The sequence below is a fragment of the Tepidanaerobacter sp. EBM-49 genome (assembly GCF_001896645.1).
GTDB classification, from domain to species: domain Bacteria; phylum Bacillota; class Thermosediminibacteria; order Thermosediminibacterales; family Tepidanaerobacteraceae; genus Tepidanaerobacter; species Tepidanaerobacter syntrophicus.
This window is the reverse complement of record NZ_MPPE01000037.1, coordinates 1-19644: the sequence shown is the minus strand read 5'-3', so window position 1 is coordinate 19644 and position 19644 is coordinate 1. Positions and strand designations below refer to the sequence as shown.

The following is a 19644-nucleotide window of genomic DNA, read 5'->3' as shown; positions in this document are numbered from 1 at the left end:
TACCTTTGAGGGGCATCTTTTTTCAACTACATGTGCCATATATTCATCTTTAAAATATTTCATCGTTGTCAATACCGGGTTAGGCGCAGTCTTCCCAAGGCCACACAAGGAACCGATTTTTACTACTTCAGTAAATTAACCATCCTCTCATCTTATAGAAATATAAGTATTATTTAGATAAGGGGTGGTTAATTTATACTAGGCCGGCCAAGCTTTTAAATTATGCAAGCAGGCACTTGTCTTGGTTTTGTCACAGCAGTAATTCCTTTTTTATTATATCTTATTTACCCGTCCGCCGTGAACTACCCGGCCGGTGACTGTTCCTGACTTTCCAGAATCTTCATCGCCTATGTTCAATGCCCAAAATACAGGAAAACGCTCACTTATTTCGGCTTTTATTATCTCTGGAGCAGCAAAGGCTATAATTTGGAAGTTTAATTTGTCGGCAATCTCAAAGATGGGATCTAAGACATGATTCCCTGATGCACTACCAAAGGGATTATCCAGTATGAGCACTGTCCAGGGATTGTTATTCCCAAAATGGCGTTTTTTGTAATTCATCAGCATCATTATCACAAATGTGCTAATTGATAAGGTTTGCCCTCCGCTGCCTTCGGGTTGATCGCCTTCCCCCTTGTTTATAGCTTCCCATGTGGTGTAGTAGTAGTCATGGGGTTTGGCATATCGGAATTCATTTTTCTCAGTCATTTTATAGACCATAAGCGTAGGGTATCTGCCTCGAACAGCGCGAGAAAATATAGCCTGATCACCCATCATCTTTTCGATTATTTCATCTTCTATATCGTCTGTATCTTCATATTCTTTCACAACCTCGGCTATTGATTCAACGAAATAATCTCTTAAGGTGTAAAAGACATCTCCTTCATTTTTAGGGAGCTCTTCCTCTTCCTTAAGTTTCAGCAAAGGAAAGACATAGCCGTTTTCATTGACATAGTTCATGCCTGCCACCATTTCCTTTAAAGATTCCACCATTGCCAAGGCATGTCTTGAGGCCCGTTCTGCCCAAGTGTTCCGAATTTCTTCAGCCTTAGATTTGTCTGAAGATATGCTGTTTATTTCCTTTTGAAAGTGGTCTTTCATGGTGTAAAAAGAAACTAAGTTGCTGTCATACATTTCAATTTGTGTATCTTGAAGGCTGCTGAGTATCAAATTCTTAAGTAGATCGTCCTTTATCTCCTTCTTTACTATATCTATAAACTCTTGAAGGTTTTGACCTGTCTGCTGATGATTTTGCAGCAACTGGTCTTTTGATCTTTTGAATTTATCCTCCCACAAGTCCAATTCCTGTCGGGAATTTTCGCGAATTTTTATCATTAACTCTTCACTAATTTTGCCTTTTTTAAAGTCCAGCTCACTATATACCTTTATGTCGGAAATAACATCTTTAATATTATTTCTGTCTTGTTCTCTTGCAGCTATTATATCTTCGGTCTCGGCGAGAAAACTCTTATTATCTTTTAAGCCTTTGTCTATAAGATATTCTTTTTCATCAAGATTGGCATCTGCCCATATTTGGGTAGGTTTGTCATATTCCTCTTTTATTTGTCTTTGAATTTTTGCTAATTGTTTCTGAGCCTCTTCTATTTTGGTTTCAACCTTTACAAGCATCTTCGACAATCGAATAAGTGTTTCGCCGGCTTTCTCAAGTTCACCTTCTATAAAATCCCTCTTTAAAGACAGAGTGTCCGCTGTGCCCTCAATGGGTTCATATTCCTGCCAGTTTTTATCAATTTGTTCCAGATCATTTTCTACATCGGCCAGCTTTTGTTGAACAAGTTCGATATCTTTGTTAATTAAGCTAATATCATTATTTCGAATCTCCATGTCTTTTGAAAGACTCTCCCACCTGGAAATATCCAATGTAAAATCTTCGTCAATTAGTAAATACACAGGTTCTGAAGTACTTTCCACAATTTTAGTTTTAAATCCGGATTCCACAAACTTTGCATCATTGATAATAGCTTTTATTTCTTTTAATTGAGTTTCAACTTGTATTTTCCATGTTACATGATTTTGAACATCTTTATCTTTCAGCCTTCGATACTCGTCAATCTGTTCCTCTAAACGTTCACATCGAAGATTTATGGCTTTTAGTTTTTCTTCTACTTCAATAATTTCCTTTTCCCTGACCCTTATCTGCTTCAAGCGCTCTATGAATTCGGAGAGAATATCAATTTTTTTTGCGGTATCTTGATTTTGTTTCTTGCAGTTATCTAATCTGCAGCCGATTTTTTTCAGGTCTTCCTGCAGTGTGCTGATAGTTTCTTTAAGTTTGATATCATCAAATTTTAGTTTTTCAAGTTCTTCTTCCTTCTCCTTAAGCTTTATATATAGTGCTTCTGAGCTTTCCTTATCTTGCTGAAACTTTATATCTTTCGCCAAATCCTGTAGTTTATGGATATTTTGGCTTACGACCTGTAATGCATCTTTTAATTTTCCGTCTCGGTCTAATATATTATTTTTCCACTTAATATATGCTGATGGATTTAAAACCAGTTCCAATTCATCGCCGGCAATGATTTCAAAAGCGTATTTACCTTTGCCTTGCATTGCTGAACGGATATATATTGGAACAGATGAACGTAAAAATATATTTTCTTTGAGATTTTCCTTTAAAAGCTCCCAATCCTGTAAATTTGCTATTACAATCCCATGGATAATTGAGGGGAAGTCCTCAATAAGGCGGTGTTTATCATCATCTCCAAGGGAGCTTAAAAACTCCGTACCCAATTGGGCATTGATTCCCAAGCCTTTGATTTTATTTTTTATCGAGAGAATATCATTGTTCGGCACCCAATAATCTTCTTGGTTTAAACTTTTATCGATATTGTTTTCCCATAGACTCTGCTTAAGTTGGTCAAGCTTTATTTCTTTTTCCTGAATTAGTTTTTCTAAATCATATAACCTGTCTTTTAACCAACTGTCTCGGTATGTTTCATTAAGTGCATCCAAATTCAGCTCATTTGCAATCCTAAGTTTTAAGGAATCTTCTTGGCCTTTTAGCTTAGCAATTTCCGTCTCTATTTTGTCAATTTCAGATTCCATATATTTTATGTCTTTTTCTTTGCCGTTTTGATGAATTCGACAATCATATATCTTTTGGTTAATATTATCCATGTCTTTTTCTAATTTTTCTATTTCAGTCTTTTCAGCCTTGTCTTGCCCTTTTAGCTCCTCTATCAGCATCTCCGGTAAAATCATTCTCACTGGATCAAATATCCGAGAAAGTTCCTCTCGTTTATTTTCCAGAGCATTTCTGTCGTTTTGGAATTGAATTATTTTAAGTTTTTCATCATTAGCCGCTGTGTCCTCTCTCTTTTTATCTCTTGCAAGTTCATTTATTTTGCCGTTCAAATAAGCCTCATAAGATAAATGATCCCTGCTTATTTTAGACCAGCGGTTTATGGTATTTTCCCATTTACTTCGGATATTAATTTCTAGGGTTTGTATCTTTTCTTCGGTATCTTTGAGATTTAAATCTTTTACGAGCTGCTCTCTTTTATTTATATGGGATTGTTTTTCATCTTCCAATTTGCTCACTTTTAGCAGCAGTTCGCTGATTCCGTAGCGCTTTATGTCAATTTTGAGTTCTTCGATTTTATCTTTTATCTCATTAATCGAGGCATCCAGTGCCAGTTTCTGGCTGGTTAATTGTTCAACTCTCCGGTATTCTCGAGCATATTCCAGGTTATCCTTTTCATATTCTAACTCCCTTATCTGAGCCTGGGTTTTCTTCCTTTCATCTTTCCATTTTAAAATATCGTTTTCAATAGTAGTCAGTCGATTGTTAAGTCCGGCATACAGGTTATTTCCTTCTTGAATGGAATTGTTTAAAATCTTTTGCCGCCTCAACCCTATTTCTGTCAGTTGTATCAATGGTTCTATATAGGTTAACAGTTTTCTGTAATCTTGCTCCCGTTCTATAAGTATAGGCAAATTTTTAGTGATACTTAAATTGCTTTTGAATATTCCTTTTAAACTGTCTTGGTCCCCTTCGGAAAAATTTCTCATATTCTCAGTTATGGCAGGGATTATAAATTTGTCAAATACCGTTTTATTGTCAGCGGCACGAGAAAAATAATTCCCCGAGCCCCCTTCCTGTCTATTGATTAGCTTTAATACTTCCCACTCGGAACGATGTATTCCTTGACTTTTAAGATAATTATAGTAATCCGAATCTAATCTCCTAACGGAGCTTTTGGAGTATTTTATAAAATATCTTTGATACTTGTTTATAAATTGTTCAAACTCATTATATTCAGTAACTTTACCGGTTCTTGAATCATAAGCGGGAATGTTATCCAAGGTAAAGATGTCATTTTTATCATGTTCGTATGTATATAAAAAATAGTTGAGACCTGCCCGTTCTTCGGTCTCATCATCATCGTTCAAATTTTGTCTTACGGCAGTGACACATATACCGGTAATCAGCCATTTTTCCGGTATGGTATCCAGTTTCCACTCTATCATTACGTGGAAGGTGTAGGGGCGGAACCGGTTTTTTTGATCGTAAAACATGCCGGTAATCTTGTTGCCTCCCTGTTTGCCCCATCGAGTCTCAGGCAAAACGATTTGAGATAGAAGTTGCATAAATACGCCCTTTCCTCCCTGATTTTTTAGAGTGAATAGAGTGTGATCCGGCTCACCGTCTCTTGTTAAATCATATACTGAATTCTCATGATATTTTCTAAAGCCGTCATATTTACAGCCCGTTATCCTGATTCCGGTTATTCTCGGCATCAGCAATTCCCTCCTCGGTTCTTTGAATCAAGTCCATTATCTCTTTATATCGATCCCGTTGATGGTATAAATAATTTAGTCTCTCATACAACTCAATTTTAGGTATTATCTTTAATTCATTGACATTGTTAATGATGAGTTTCTGATCGGCTAACGGACGCATGGCTTCATATATGAAACCAAGACGAGTGTTTTTATTCCTCTGCACATCCACATCACCGGTTTTTGATTCCTTGTACATGGAAAAATCATTATTCCAAATATCGTAAATCTCCTCAACGGCGATTCCCCATTCCTCGGCAAAACCATCTTCTTCATCCAACCGGGTTTTCCAGGAGTCAAGCACCTTTGTCACCTGTTCCTCCAGTTTATAATAAGTCACTCCTTCTTCTTCCCACCTCACCCGTATATCATTTTCCTTATCTATTTCCGCAAGGTAAATACAAATAATTATATTGGCAAGATAGAAGTATTTTTTTCTGTCGAGTTTGTATTTGCTTTTCATATGTGTATATGAAGTGGCAAAAATCGAGTCACGGGCTTGGCTTACAATATGCAAGTTCTCCCTGGTATCTAAAATCCTTAACCCGGCTCCTTGAGCCATAGCTTTTACAACTTCCCTTATTTCAGGTTCCTCCATATAGGAATATACCCGGGCATCAGTCAGTGGCAATATTTTATTTTCAAGCAATGAAAAAAACACCTCAGAACCTTTTTGTAAATGCTCATGAGTAATCAAGGCAAGCTCTCCTCCCTAACTTTATTATTCTAAGTTTGATTTACTGGGCAAAAGTTTAATCTTATAGGGTGAAACATAAAGTTCTTCCCATCTCAGAGGTTCCTTATCCTCTTCATTGACGCTTGATATCCTCCGGCCTATTAGCTTTTTATATTTCGGATTTTTATCACATAATCGCCGAAACAGCTCCAGCCTGTCATCATTTGTTTCTTGTTCTTCAAGCTTTAGTTCTACTTCCGTCACTACAAACATCATAAAAAGCTCAATATTTTTCTTTTGCATAAGCCATTTTTGTTTTTTAAAACTGTCTATATCCTGTAACTCTGTTATGGAAAATTCATTATTTTTCATAAGTTCATCGAATATGTCTTCCCACAGCTCTACAATTATATCCCAATCTGCGGATTTTGGCTGCCAGGTTTCTTCTTCGTCAAAATCCTCATATATCTCTTCATTGGCCTCTGTTTTTTTGATTTTTTGCTCTTCCCAGGCCCATTCTAATGGATATATGAAATCCACCTCGGGAGAAAACAGCGGATTCAAAAGACTTTCTAATACATCAAAATTGGCCAGCCCTTTTTTATCAATTACATTTTGCCAGATATCTTTTTTAAAAGTTAAATTGGAAGTCTTCCAGAAACTATCCGGATACTTAACCCGGATTTCTACTTCAAATGCCATATTTTCCACTACAAGTTTTGCAAGTACATCGTGAAGCGCTCTGGCTACTTCCAGGCTTTCAAATACCTGCTCTGCCTCTGTTCTGGCCTCAGCAGGAAAAGAATTAAGCCGATTCTTCCATGAAAACATATCTTCAAATACCTTCTTCTCGTCTTCAAACTGCCTCTTTATTTCATCTTCACTCTTTCGTCGGCTGTTTTTACTATCCATAAATATTATTTGAGGATTTCTAAGCACATCCTGCCGGTAATCCTTTTCCCGCCGTATAAGAGTTCTTACCCTAGCAATTAAATTACTGACACTGTTTTGAGCTTTATTAAAATTCCCGGATTTTATTAATTGCAGAGTATAGAACTGCTCAATGTCAAACCCAAATTCCTCCAATATTTCCCTGGTTATAAATATAATTTCCTGGGCTTCTTCAGTCAGCATATATACGGTGGAACCGCCCTTTTCCCATTGACTATGCTCCCTGTCGGGTTTTAGGTAGCGAAATTTATATAGCTCATGGGTCCTCGTTTCTTCATCAAAGATATAACAGGAAAAAGGATCCTGCCTATTCGGATCCTTATACCATAAAACTCCGTCTACCAGCCGTTCTGCCACCTCTTTTGAGGCCGCAAAATCCATTTCTCTTAATATTTCTTCGGCCATATAGATTAGATCCTGTCTGGTTTTGTTTGGATTCTCTGTTATTTCCCGGCGAAAGACTTTCAAAAGGAGAAGTAGGCAAATCTCATGAGCATAATCGTTTAAATCTCCTACATCCATACCGGTTCCAAGCATCCTAATGGCTTGGGTCTTTTTTAATCGATCTTTTAATCCCTTTTCTACCTTATCCATCTTTACTCACCTTAAAATTAATGTATTAGCTAATTACAGATAATTCAATGTTCTGTGTTGCATAGGCATGATGGCCTGCTGCTGTTTAGCGTCTTGCCTCGTGTCCGTCAGCTTGTATCCTACAATTTGTCCCTTTCAGGAACGGTCTTTGACCCTATCAAATATTCATAAGTAATAAACTCTTGTGGAATTCTCCGATTTGCATACCACAGTCTTTTTAGATGTTTCACCGTTTCATGATAATTATTTTCGGCAAACTCACTTATAACAAAATTTAAATTTTCGATATTCGTATTCTGAGCTTTTTTAATTGGATAAGATTTTCCAAAATCTAACAAATTTTTATATGCATCTAGTTGAAGTGAAATATTTACGGAAGGATATGTTTCCCTTAGGGATTTGTAAATCATATAACCTTCCGGGTCAATATCCCCAAAATAAAAGACCTTTAAGCCGCCGATATCGGCAATCTCATGGATGAAAGCAAAGCTGCTTATTATATCCTTGCCTTGACCGTAAATTATGGCGTCGGGAATAATGCCAAATAGGTCATATCCCTTTGCCGCAGCCCTTTTAAAAGTAAAGAATGTGGAATGATTTTCCAAAATAATTGCGGTTTTAATCTGCCTTACGCCCCTGTTCCAATATGCAAACATCTGGCCGTATTTTTTCATTTTAAGGTCTTCATAAGACAGCTTTAATCTTTTGATTACTCCGTTGTCCAGTTCTTCTTTTGGGTCTAAAAACTTCTCATTATCAAAAAGCTCTAAACACCTTTCCTCGCAACTTGCCCACTCTCGCCAGTCTCTGTTTTGCAAAAACTCATATATTCGTAAAATAAATTGCCATTCTCTGTCAGTTTGCAGCCTCGGATATTTAATATATGTACTAAGGTCCAATAAATCGGACAGTCTTAGGATGTCTTCACTCTTCCATCTTGGAGTAATCACATCTTCTGTAATGTACCATCGAAGTTTCAATGGCGGATATTTGCCATTGTATCCCACGGTTTTCATTGGTTTTATATATCCTTCTTGCAGGAGTGTTTCTAAAGCCTCGTATAGGCCATGGTAGCCGCCCTTTTTATGGTAAGCGGAGGATCCTCCTGATTTTTCCAACAAAAACTTTTCAAGATCATCTAAATAAAAACTTTTCCGATTTTTTTGTTTGTAGTCATTCAAAAAGACTTTTATAAGATTGTACATAATTTCCCTTCCCAAATTTCATGGTTATAAAATGATTTTCTCATAATTTGGCAACAATCTTTTTTATCTATAATTGCATACTGCTTTGATTTACATATAACTTTATCACATACTTTTTTCACCACAGCATTTACCCAAGCCTCGCTTTCTTTTTCTTAAAGCTTTTCTTTTTAGGCATATCCGAATTATTTGCCGCTTTTTACAAAGCTCAAATATCATAGTCCCCTTAATGACAATTAAACAAAGAACTTATTAAATATATTATACCATGTAAACTATTTTTATATTATATTATTATAAGGCCGGGTTTACTTGGCAAACTTATTGTTATTCCTCGAGCACATATCGAGCACAGAGGGACGGTTCTTTTGTGTTGTATGACAACACAAAAGAACCGTCCCTCTGTGCTCCCCCAGTGGTCTCGGACCGTCCTCTGTGCTCCCTGTGCTCCCTAGTTAGCTGGTCTCTGTTTTCGCTCCCTCTGTTATTATTCTTTTAATTATCTTGCTATAGTCCACTTGCAAGAAGTTTTTGCCTTGGTAGAAGGCACGGCTTGTTACCTTAAGGAATATCTATGTGGCACTCTTATTCAGCTTTATAAAATTGTAACAAAATCCTCACAGTTTTTTCAAAATTATGCTCTAAAATATTATTTAGAGATTATGTTCAAAGGAAGGTGAAAAAGATGTCAAGGAGTAAAACCAAAATTTTAGCAGCAATAATTCTTATACTGGTAATCGGTCTTTGTCCGACAGCTTATGGTGCAAACGGTTTAATCATTTATACTCAATATCCCGGAATTTCAGCACAGCCCGGCAATAATATAACTTTTCCTCTTATAATAAAAGGTTCTGGCTTTATAGACATTGCTGTAACAAGTATTCCATCCGGCTGGACAGCTGGAATTTATGGGGAAGGCATGAGGGTTCACCGAGTATATACATCTTCAGATGTTAATGCAGAAGTAGATTTGCGTGTCCAAATTCCTTCAGAGGCAAAAAATGGCAGCTATAATTTAGTAGTTCAGGCTTCAGGTGCAGGCGGCACATCTACTTTAACCTTAAACATCAAAATCGATACCAATGCGGAGGGTGCTGACAAGATAGACGTGCAATACCCTTCTCTTTCAGGGCCGGATACTGCCACATTTAGTTTTAGAGGCACTCTTTACAATAACAGCGGCCGTCCGAGATTCTACACTCTTGGCGCTGATGCTCCCGAGGGCTGGCAGGTTTCTTTTAAACCGGCATACCAAAGCAATCAGATTACAAGCCTCAGTTTAGAGGCAGGCAAATCGCAGGATCTTGATATAGTTGTGCAGCCGCCAAAAGGAGTCAAGGCCGGAAAATATAAAATAACTGCGGCAGCAGTCTATGGAAGCGAAGTTGCAAAAGCAGATTTAGAAGTAGTAATTTCGGGTACTTATCGTCTCAAGCTTTCTACACCTTCTGACAGGCTAAACGCCGATCTTACAGCAGGTAAAGAAGGATCGGTAACTTTAGAACTGGAAAATCAAGGGAGTGCAGACCTGCATGGTATAAACCTTTCTGCAAGTACGCCTACAGGCTGGACTGTTGCATTTAAACCGGATTCCATAGAAACACTAAAAAGCGGAGAAAAGAAACAGGTTACTGCATCTATCACCCCTGGCGCCAAAGCCATTGCGGGAGATTACATGGTGACCATAACCGCTTCTACTGATGAAACATCTGATAGCATAGATATTAGGACGACTATTCATACTTCCACATTGTGGGGTTTTATAGGAGTTGTAATAATTTTTGCTGTAATAGCTTGGGTAGTTACAACCTTCAGGAAATACGGGCGGCGATAGCAATGGATACCCAAACAATAATTGAAATTCAAAATCTGGTAAAGCAGTACGGGTCTATCACAGCAGTTGACAATTTAAATCTTTCGATATACAAGGGTGAAATTTTTGGCTTGCTGGGCCCAAATGGCGCAGGAAAAACTACTACGATATTAATGCTTATGGGGCTTTGTGAACCTACTTCCGGCAGTATCAGTGTAGCAGGTTTAAATCCGGCGCGAGAACCTATTCTGGTTAAAAAAATAGTTGGCTACATGCCTGACAGTATCGGCTTTTACGGGGATATGACCGGCAGGGAAAATCTTTATTATACCGCAAATTTAAACAGGATTCCAAAAGAGGAACAGGGAAAAAGAATTGATTTTCTTTTAAGCAAGGTTGGCCTCAAGGAGGCTGCTGACAGAAAAGTAAGGGAATATTCCAGAGGCATGCGGCAGCGTCTCGGCGTAGCCGATGTGCTTTTAAAGGATCCGGAAGTAGTATTTCTTGATGAGCCTACTTTAGGTCTTGACCCGGAGGGTACTGCAGAACTTTTGGAAATTATAAAAGAGCTTGGCAAAAAAGAAGGTAAAACCGTTTTAATATCTTCCCATCTCCTTCATCAGGTACAGGCTATTTGCGATAGAGTAGGAATTTTTGTAAAGGGCAAGCTTGTTGCGTCAGGCACTATTTCTGAGCTTGCTCAAAAAATAGGCGGCGAGCGGGCTGTGGAAATCAAGGCAACTCCTCTGGAAGATTTTCCCTATGATGCGATAAGCGCTATGCCGGGTGTGGATTCCGTCAGTGTTCAGGATGATATGATTATTATCGATGGTGTAGGAGAAGAACTTGCTCCTAAAATAGTAAAAGCACTTGTTGAGCGCGGCATGAATATTTATCATGTTAAAGTACGAGGCTCAGACCTTGACGACATCTATCGTCGGTATTTTCAGGAAGAAGGTGCAAAAAATGATAAGTAAATTGAAAAACATTTTTGGAATTAATACTTCCGAATCAACTTCCAAGGAAATCCTCGGCGGAATAGATGTAGTATTTTTCAAGGAGCTGGCCGATCAGCTTTCTAGCATAAGATATATTATTTTGTTTGCGCTGATTACTCTTACGGGTGTAGTTTCTTTTTATTCTGCAATATCTAATATAGGGACGCTGACTGAGGATTCGGGAACAAATTTTATTCTTATTCGCTTATTTACAACTTCAGGCACCTCGCTGCCTTCTTTTACATGGTTTTTGTCACTGCTCGGCCCGCTCCTGGGACTTTCTATGGGTTTTGATGCCATAAACGCCGAACAGTCTAACGGAACACTCACAAGGCTGCTGGCACAGCCCATATACCGAGATGATGTTATCAACGGAAAGTTTTTTGCACGGCTTTTTATACTGACTTTAATGACCTTTGCTCTAGGTGGATTTGTGGCAGGTATGGGTATTGTGCTGACAGGAGTCGCGCCGGAAGGGGAGGAAGTTGTAAGGCTTATAATATATTTGCTATTAAGTGTAGTTTATATGGCTTTTTGGGTTGCGCTTTCAATGTTGTTTTCTGTTATTTTCCGGCAGACTGCAACTTCAGCTCTTTCTACTATTGCATTATGGCTGTTTTTTACCATATTTCTTCCTATATTTGCAGGCATGGTGGCAGATACTTTATTTCCTGTAACCGATAAAGCAGATGTGCTGACTCAGCTTTATAATATAAAATTGTCCCAAGGGATAAGCAGGCTTTCTCCTTCAACACTTTACAGCGAAGCTGCGGTTACTATTCTTTCTCCAAATGTCAGAACATTAGGACCCGTCCTCCTAGAGCAGGCATACGGCGCCGTACCCGGCTCATTGCCTCTTGGCCAGAGCCTGCTTTTGATATGGCCACATCTTACAGGCCTTATAGCGGGAACAATGATCATCTTCGGGATAACTTATACACTTTTCATGCGTCAGGAAATACGAGCTTAAAGTTAACTAAAACATCATCGAAGGTGCAAATAGTAATGGCCATCCCTTCAAGCAGATAGGGATGGCCTATTATGCATTCTTAAGGCACTTTACTTTTTGAAAGTAAAGCATCTTGCCGAGATTTTATTGCTTCAATAATCAGCGTATTATTGGTTTAAGCCCTCTATTCTTTACTTCGGCTTATAATTATTAAGACATAGACACTTATAATTATAAGCATAATGAAGAAAATCAAATATATTACAAATTGTGGGTTATCTTGCAATCTTGTTTTTTCGGTAGGAGAGCTTTGAGCAGTTTTTTCTTTCGGCGCTTGTGATGGTTTTACGAAATAAGCAGTATAAATATCTCCGTCGCTGTCGATTACCGCAGCATCCCCTTTAAGTTTTAAATTAAACGTAAAGTCTTTAAGATACATTTCGGCTGCTGTCAAATTTTCTTCTTTTGGCGCCGTTATAACCATTAAAGGGGGAGGTCGTCAACTGGATGGATGCAAGATTTTTATTATAGCCTTCAATCAACGCCATCTTGGGGCTAGACTCAAATTTTTCAAACTTGCCGTCAAACTTTATATAGAGTTTATCATTTAAGTCTTTAATAGCAGCATTGTCTTTCGGTGTTCCTATCACTATTATATTGGCATCTGTCGCCGCAAGTTCTGCACCTTTGACTGCTGACAAATTTTTTACATCTTTTATATTATGTCCCATGAAAGCCACTATGTTCGAAGCCATCGTCAGATATTGTTTATCTATTTTATCCGGCAGTACAAGCAAAGTATCATCCAATGATCCGTTTTTTATAAAAATATCCGGATAATACTCAAGATATCTTCCTTCGGCTATTTCTCGGGGAAAGTTAAATGTTGTATCTTTGGATATTAGTGCCCATATTTCTCCGTATCTAAGATTTTTACAGTCAAATCCGTAGGGCTCGAGATAAAAGACTACTTTAAGTTCTAACAAATCGCTGTCTCTAAGCTCTGCGGGAATTTTTACTTTAATCTCGTCTTCCTCAGCTCCCTTTTCGCTTAGGAGCTTACTGGCCAGCGGAATATTGTTAAGGTAAACCGTTACAGATGATTTGTCAAAATCTAATGCGCCTGTATACCTTAAAGGAATATTTATAAAGGAATCCTCTTTTAGCTGGCAATTTTTAGGTAAATTTATCGAAAATGTTGCTTGCTGATAAAATATGCCTTTGATTACCGTATCTTCATAACCCAAATCTTTCAGTGTTATAATATCAGAATTTTTCTCAGCGGCCTTCTCTTCCTCAATTTTTGAAGATATAAGTTGAGTATTTGTTTTCATTTGCAAGACAATATTGTCTAAAGTCAATGATCGGGCGGCTTCAAGCAGCATCTCATCGTTGTCTGAGAGAATATATAGTATACGTTTTGCTTCATCTATAGGGAGTTTAACTTCTTTTATAATTGCTGCATTTTTTAAATCCGGTAAAGTGCCCCTTATAGGATCAAAGATTTCATTTTCTGTATCGGAAGAATTTCCTATTACTATAAAATTAGCGTCTTTGCTAATGCTTTTTATATCCGTATAGCACTCAACTTTAATATCCGTATTGCTATAAGGAATTCTTTTTCCAAAATCTGCTGCAATCGTCAATGCAGCTGTTATTTGAGCGTTATTAGGATTATCCGGCACCACTATTATACAATCTACCGGCTGATCATCCGAGACTTTCAGATAAGGATACGGATAATTATTTACACCGAAAGTGTCAGGTATTCCTTCATACTCAATATGTATATAGGACTCCTTGCAAACCGTGAGCCAATTAGCAGGATTAACATAATCCATGCAAGGTTCTTCAGTAATTCTATGATATGTAGAAAGCTTTATCGTATTATATCCTTTTACAATTTTGTCTTTTGGAAGAAGTATCTTTTCTGCAGCTTGATAATTGTCTTTATCGCTTAAAGCAAAGCTTTTAATCGGCACATCATTTAGGAGAACGGTTAAAGTAGAATTTTTATAGTTTTTAATTTGGCTTTGATTAAATACAAGTTCAAAAAAGCAATTATCATTTAACTGCCAGTTTTCATCGATAAAGAAAAACAGGCTGTGGCTTCCGAATATGCCTTTTATAGTAACGTCCTCCGGGATAAAGATATTTTTAACTTGACTTTTTTCATTTTTCATAGTTTTAGAGACTTCAAGGGAGGCAGCGGATGCAGGTGAAAGAGATGTTGTTTTAGGCAAAGTAGGAGCAGTAGATTTTTGGGTGAGAATTAGAGTCTCAAAGCCTAAAGCTTCAAGCTGCTTTGCTGCTGATTCAGCTGTTTTTCTTTCCTTGTAGTTTCCCACATACAAGCGTGTTCCCCCGGCTACAGCAAATTTATAGACCGGAAATCCTTTTGCTTTTAGGAGGTTGTAACTTTCCATAAGTATAGTCGCATCTTTATAAAAACCTGCTTGAACAACATAATATGTATTTTGAGCAGATACTGATTGAGCAAACGCAAAACTACTATTTAATACTATGAAAAATACAGCTATTACGCATATCAGTTTCTTCATGGCAGCCTCCTAAAATCTTTCAGTTTTGTACCAGGTATGCTCTCTTTTAAAAATAGCATCTTTAAAATAAGAGTATATACCGGAAATACACACCATAATCCAACACTGACAATAAGTAAGATACATTATCACAATAAGAAAAAAGTTGCTCAAATTGTATTCGCCTTTTTCCATTGTAAGGTTTATGCTTATCTCAAGGATAAAAAGTATATAAGCAAGCATCCAAATTACCAAAAAATTCCCCGGAAGTGAAATTTTAGCGATGCCAAAAAGACCTAAAATAAATACAGCATCTGAGAATATTACCGCAAAAAAGAACAGAAAACTCTCTAAAAACATATATAGAAGATCAATAAGTATGGGTCCCGAGCATTTAGGAAGCGGGAACAAATATTTATTTACAACATATATATTGCCCTTTACCCATCTAGTTCTCTGCTTAAACCAGACTTTGAACGTTTCCGGTTCTTGTTCCCACGATACAGCTCTCGGCATAAAAGCTATTTTAAAACCATTGCCATAGACTCTTATTGAAAGTTCAGTATCTTCAGCTATTGCTTTTGTATCCCAACCGCCCAGCTTTTCTAATAAATCTTTTCTTATTATAAAATTAGTTCCGGGCAAAAGACATATGCCAAATTTTTTCCACCTGCCTCCTTGCATCATCCACTGAAAGCTAAGTGTTTCTATATTTATGAATCTGGTTAAAATATTTGCATCCTTATTTCGAGTTCTAAATTTTCCGATTACTGCCCCATATTCTTTCGAATTTATAATCTCATAGACTAGATAGCGAAGCGACATAACTTCTGGTGTATTATCCGCATCATAAACTACAACATATTCTCCTGTTGCATATCGTAATCCTATATTTAGTGCATTTGCCTTTCCTTTGCCTCCCGTCCTTGCATCAGTCGTTATTATCTGTATATTTTCGTTGGGATATTTTGACTTAATTTCTTCAAGAATAACACCTGTCTCGTCCTTTGAATTATCATTTATTACAATCAACTGACGTTTATCTTTTGGGTAATCCATCTTCAGGATTGCTAAAATTGATCTTTCAATAACCTTTTCTTCATTATGAGCCGGCACTAAGATGGAAACCATGGGGTAATTATTTATGCCTTTAATAATATCAATTTTTCTCTCTTCGATTTCCTTAAAAAAACTATGTCCCGCAAAAGCAAGCCATGCATTAAAAAGTAATAAAATCCAAATTGAAAAAAGTGAATACATAAAAATATAGTCTACTGTTTTTAGCAATAATATTACCTCATTCTTTGAATAAATATTCTTTGGCTTTTCTTCTTCTATCTAAAAATATGTAAAGTAGCCTAAGGCAAATTGTAGTTACTAAAATCAGTAATACAATAAATATTCTCCTAAAAATCCTGATTAATAAAGGTTCTTTTAAGGTTTTGACTTGCTCAATTTGAATATTCCCGCTTTGTGAACTGATTATGTAGTTTGCACCTTTTACCCAATTGTTCTCTTGTTTTAAATCAAGAAAATCTATGCCGCGTTTTTTAATTTCAACAATTATAGGTTCGAGTAATTTAGGATCGAGGTATGAATGAAAGTAAAAACCGGCAGTATAATCTCTTACTATAGCAACTTTTTCTAATTCTTCAAAAATATGTTCTTTATACAGTAAATCATCAGGGTCTACGTAACCCAAGTTTTCAGGAATCAAGTTATTATACAAAGATGAATAATGCAAGGTATAAGGATAAGGAGTTGTGGTATATCCTCTGTCAGACGTCTGTAAATGGCCTATGATTGTAGAAAAATACCTCTTGAGGTTTTTATAAGCTTCACTTGACGCTGCATAGTGAGGCGCTTCAAAAGCTATAGGTCCAATTCCAACCTCTGTGCATTCGTCAATTGCTGCATTTATTCTTTCGTCTACCCATTTTTTCATATCTACAGGCAGCGGCTGATCTTTTTCCCCATCCCAGAATTCAAAACCTTCCCCGGGCATATCTTTATGAATCTGATGGGTATAGCCGTGAAGGACGATAGAGCCCCCGGAATCTTGCATATATTTTATGCAGTCAGCAAATCTCTTATTATCTTTTAAATCAAATATATTTTTAGTTTTAAAATCATAAAAAGAGGGGATAAGAGCAACCATATAAGGTACATTTTCCCGTTGAAGATAATCCGCTATTTTATAAAGGTTTTCAATAGATCTTTCTGCGTGAACATCTTCAATTCTGACGTAGATTTTAGGACTTGAAGTATCGTGATATTCTTCAAAAAAGTCATGAAGAACATCAGCTAAAATATAAAACAATACACCTTGTGTATCAAGACATGAAACATACCATAAATTCGAAAGTCTTACTATATATGGATATAAACTCTGTTCATCGCTTACAGTGCTGAAAACCTGGCCGGCATCATTTTTTAAGATTATCTCTTGAAAAAACCGCTCTGTTTTTAATATAAATTCTCTGTCTTTGTACTTAACTTTTACGGGCTTAAGATTATTGCCCTTGAATTCTACTCCTTCCATGGGATTATATCGGAGTAGAGATTGTATCCCCTTTCCAATAAAAAGAAATGGTTTTTTATAGTCTGTTATATCTTTTAACAAATCATTTTTTAACTTCTCGTCAGAAATGCCTATATAAAATGTGCAATCATATCTTTGCATCATTCCCGCTTTATAAGACGAAGCCATTATTTCTTCTGTATTCACATTAAAATGGTAAAGCAGGTTAACAATAGCTGTTACTTCATCTGCTTTAAATCCAAAATAATTTCTTCTGTCGTAAATTATAAGGACATTCTTTGTAGAGCTGCCATCTTTTGCCATTTCTTGGGCCATAACCGGTTTTCCAGCAGATACAGTAAAAAAAACGGCTACCAAAATTATTGATACGAAATAGCAAATCTTACTTTTACACATCATATTCCAGCTCTTTTTCTAATTTATGTTTTATTTCAAATACATCGCTAGTTTTTTGATCATACTCCAAAATTCCGATTTTAAAATTGAAATTGAGTTTTTCCTCTTTCTTGCCTGAATTTAATGTTATGGCACTTAAGTTCGTACGTATTCTATTTTTTATAACTTCTGCACCATTTTTGTTGGTATTTGGCAGGATAAAAGCAAAAGTGTCATCTTCTAATCGGTACTTTTTATCTTCTGCTCTTAAGGTTTCTTCTATATTTTTTACCATAAGCATTATGATTTCATTAGTTTTACTTTTGCCATATATATCTATAAGTTCCTTAAAAAACATGATCTTTACGATCATCATTGACAAATCGAAACCATGTCTTCTGGCCCGCCGCATCTCTTCAGAGAGATCTTCGTAAAATTTCTGTTTATTGCCCAGTCCCGTCAGGTTATCAACCCTTACAAGAGCTTGAATATTTTTTCTTAATTCTTGTATTGATTTATTTGAATCATTAATGCCTTCTCCCAATTGGCTGGAAGTATATGCAACTATGGGAAAAACTAAAAGCCAAAAATAGTCCGTTAAAAAGGTAAAATTGAAAACTCCAGCAAAAATTGCCTGGTATAAGATATAGCTGCCATAAGCAAGCACTAGAAACAGCGCACCAAAAAGCGCCATGACCAAATCCGTGGAAAACGACCATAACGCAAGGAAAAATGTGGCAGAAAGCAGTATGTAATTTTTTTGGCCTATCATGTCAGGTTTTAAGAAAAACAATGAAATTAGGATGAAAAATTCTAAAATTAGGAGCATAAAAAATGCCTTGGTTTTTTTAGGCAAATTGTTCACTTTGCACCTCCGACCCCCTGAAGAGCCAATAATGCTTGTAAATTGTCAAATGAATAAACTTCTAATGTTTTGGCATCTCCAAATGCGCCATAAATAGGGCTTGATGCATCGGTAACTTGAAACATTAAAAGTTTCTCTTTCATCAGTTTATAAAGTTCTTCATCCTCTATATTCACCGCAATCCTGCAGGCTATAGCGTAGGAAGCCGGTGACTCTAAGGAAGAAGCCGGCATTGCTGAACTTATATAGTACTCGTTAAAGAGTGCATTACCTGTCTTCATCTGGCTTTTAAGCCACTTTACAGCCGCCTGGGGGCATAAATCTACCTCGCTTAGGTGAAGCAAGGTGTTTAGATAATCTATCATATTAATCTTGTTTTCCGTACTATAACTCTTTGTTTTGTAATTATAAGATTTTCTAAAAAATGGCACATTTTCTGATACAAAAGCATTATTTATAATGTTTAAACCCTTTTTAAATGCATTTTCCCAAGTATCGTCTTTTTGAGCTAAAATCTTCATAGTATAAAGGTCTATGTAGGAAATAGTTATGGTATTGGCCTTTATTTTGCTTTCTCCGTCGTAGAAATCTACAAGTCCGTCCTTTGCAAGTTCATACTTTTTGGCTCTACGCACCAGTTTATTTGCAAAGCAGTTATATTTTCTGTCTCCCCATCGGTCATCAGCGTAAATAAGGGCTCGAATTATCCTAAGATCATCTATTGATGCTGAGCTTTTTGTCAGCATTTCACCTTTTGCCCCCATCCTCCACGCTATAACTCCATTATCTAAAACCATACCGCGGACTATATTAAAATGTTCATCAAAAAGATCCTTATTGCCGCCCAAAACTGCATACAGCATAATAAGACCTTCAGATTCCGATAGTATCTGGTGTCCTGTTGCTGTTTCATTTATCTTATCATCATATAAAAAATTAGTAAAGATTCCTGTTTTTCCAGACAAGGATGCTTTAATGAAGTTAAGGCACAAAGCCTCCTCCGGTTGCGCAGGAAGTTTTTTCCATTTTATATCAAGATCCTTATAATGTTTTTTTAAGCATAAAGTATAATAAGAGTATGATATTAAGCATAAAACAATTATAGTAATAACCGCTGTAATTTGTCTTGTGTGATTTGTTCTTAGCATTCTTTTCACCTATGTGTCTTAGAGCACATAGAGTATATAGAGTATATAGAGTATAGAGGGACAGGGGTGGGGCAGGACAGAACACCAGCACAGAGACCAGCTAACTAAAGTCAAGTCATTTTTTAAAAATAAATTCTAAGAAAAATAGGTATAACAAAGAAGCCTTTAAAAATAACAAACATTTT

Annotated in this window: 13 protein-coding genes and 1 pseudogene; 3 read left to right on the top strand and 11 right to left on the bottom strand. The window is 36.6% G+C overall.

Annotated features, from left to right (window positions below):
- The 5 genes and pseudogenes from BUE08_RS06425 to BUE08_RS06405 all read right to left on the bottom strand — a co-directional run.
- Positions 1–126 (bottom strand): annotated as a pseudogene (locus tag BUE08_RS06425) (NADH-ubiquinone oxidoreductase-F iron-sulfur binding region domain-containing protein); the annotation flags it as partial.
- Positions 127–273: 147 nt separating this feature from the next.
- Complete coding sequence (locus tag BUE08_RS06420) at positions 274–4761, bottom strand: coiled-coil domain-containing protein (protein ID WP_286680613.1); 4488 nt, start codon at positions 4759–4761, stop codon at positions 274–276.
- Positions 4724–5500, bottom strand: a complete 777-nt coding sequence (locus BUE08_RS06415) for a DUF6063 family protein (protein WP_059033205.1) — start codon at positions 5498–5500, stop codon at positions 4724–4726. The genes BUE08_RS06420 and BUE08_RS06415 overlap by 38 nt, the downstream gene beginning before the upstream one ends.
- A gap of 24 nt (positions 5501–5524) precedes the next feature.
- Positions 5525–7024, bottom strand: coding sequence for a hypothetical protein (locus BUE08_RS06410; protein WP_286680612.1), 1500 nt, complete (start codon positions 7022–7024; stop codon positions 5525–5527).
- A 119-nt stretch (positions 7025–7143) separates the two neighbouring features.
- Positions 7144–8229 carry a Wadjet anti-phage system protein JetD domain-containing protein gene (locus tag BUE08_RS06405; protein ID WP_286680611.1) on the bottom strand — a complete coding sequence of 362 codons (1086 nt, stop codon included), beginning with the start codon at positions 8227–8229 and terminating at the stop codon, positions 7144–7146.
- A gap of 685 nt (positions 8230–8914) precedes the next feature.
- On the opposite strand from BUE08_RS06405, the gene BUE08_RS06400 reads away from it, so the two are divergent.
- The 3 genes from BUE08_RS06400 to BUE08_RS06390 are packed head-to-tail and all read left to right on the top strand — an operon-like array spanning position 8915 to position 12010.
- Positions 8915–10063, top strand: a complete 1149-nt coding sequence (locus BUE08_RS06400; protein WP_286680610.1) for a COG1470 family protein — start codon at positions 8915–8917, stop codon at positions 10061–10063.
- 2 nt (positions 10064–10065) lie between these two features.
- Positions 10066–11019 (top strand): ABC transporter ATP-binding protein, encoded by a 954-nt coding sequence (locus BUE08_RS06395; RefSeq protein ID WP_281796626.1) that lies wholly within the window; start codon positions 10066–10068, stop codon positions 11017–11019.
- Complete coding sequence (locus BUE08_RS06390) at positions 11009–12010, top strand: ABC transporter permease (RefSeq protein WP_059033215.1); 1002 nt, start codon at positions 11009–11011, stop codon at positions 12008–12010. Before BUE08_RS06395 ends, BUE08_RS06390 begins: the two co-directional genes overlap by 11 nt.
- Before the next feature lie 163 nt (positions 12011–12173).
- On the opposite strand, the gene BUE08_RS06385 is transcribed toward BUE08_RS06390, so the two are convergent.
- Genes BUE08_RS06385 through BUE08_RS06360 form a run of 6 tightly spaced genes read right to left on the bottom strand, consistent with a single transcriptional unit; the run spans position 12174 to position 19303 of the window.
- A complete protein-coding gene (locus BUE08_RS06385; protein WP_286680609.1) occupies positions 12174–12443 on the bottom strand; it encodes a hypothetical protein in 270 nt (89 codons plus the stop codon).
- Positions 12418–14550: a cellulose biosynthesis cyclic di-GMP-binding regulatory protein BcsB gene (locus tag BUE08_RS06380; RefSeq protein WP_286680608.1), complete on the bottom strand. Its 2133-nt coding sequence runs from the start codon at positions 14548–14550 to the stop codon at positions 12418–12420. The genes BUE08_RS06385 and BUE08_RS06380 overlap by 26 nt, the downstream gene beginning before the upstream one ends.
- A gap of 9 nt (positions 14551–14559) precedes the next feature.
- Positions 14560–15789 carry a glycosyltransferase family 2 protein gene (locus tag BUE08_RS06375; protein WP_353682096.1) on the bottom strand — a complete coding sequence of 410 codons (1230 nt, stop codon included), beginning with the start codon at positions 15787–15789 and terminating at the stop codon, positions 14560–14562.
- Positions 15790–15826: 37 nt separating this feature from the next.
- Positions 15827–17470 (bottom strand): DUF2334 domain-containing protein, encoded by a 1644-nt coding sequence (locus BUE08_RS06370; protein WP_286680607.1) that lies wholly within the window; start codon positions 17468–17470, stop codon positions 15827–15829.
- Positions 17460–18311 carry a GGDEF domain-containing protein gene (locus BUE08_RS06365; protein ID WP_286680606.1) on the bottom strand — a complete coding sequence of 284 codons (852 nt, stop codon included), beginning with the start codon at positions 18309–18311 and terminating at the stop codon, positions 17460–17462. The genes BUE08_RS06370 and BUE08_RS06365 overlap by 11 nt, the downstream gene beginning before the upstream one ends.
- Positions 18308–19303, bottom strand: a complete 996-nt coding sequence (locus BUE08_RS06360) for a glycosyl hydrolase family 8 (protein WP_286680605.1) — start codon at positions 19301–19303, stop codon at positions 18308–18310. Before BUE08_RS06360 ends, BUE08_RS06365 begins: the two co-directional genes overlap by 4 nt.
- Between the last annotated feature and the right edge of the window lie 341 nt (positions 19304–19644).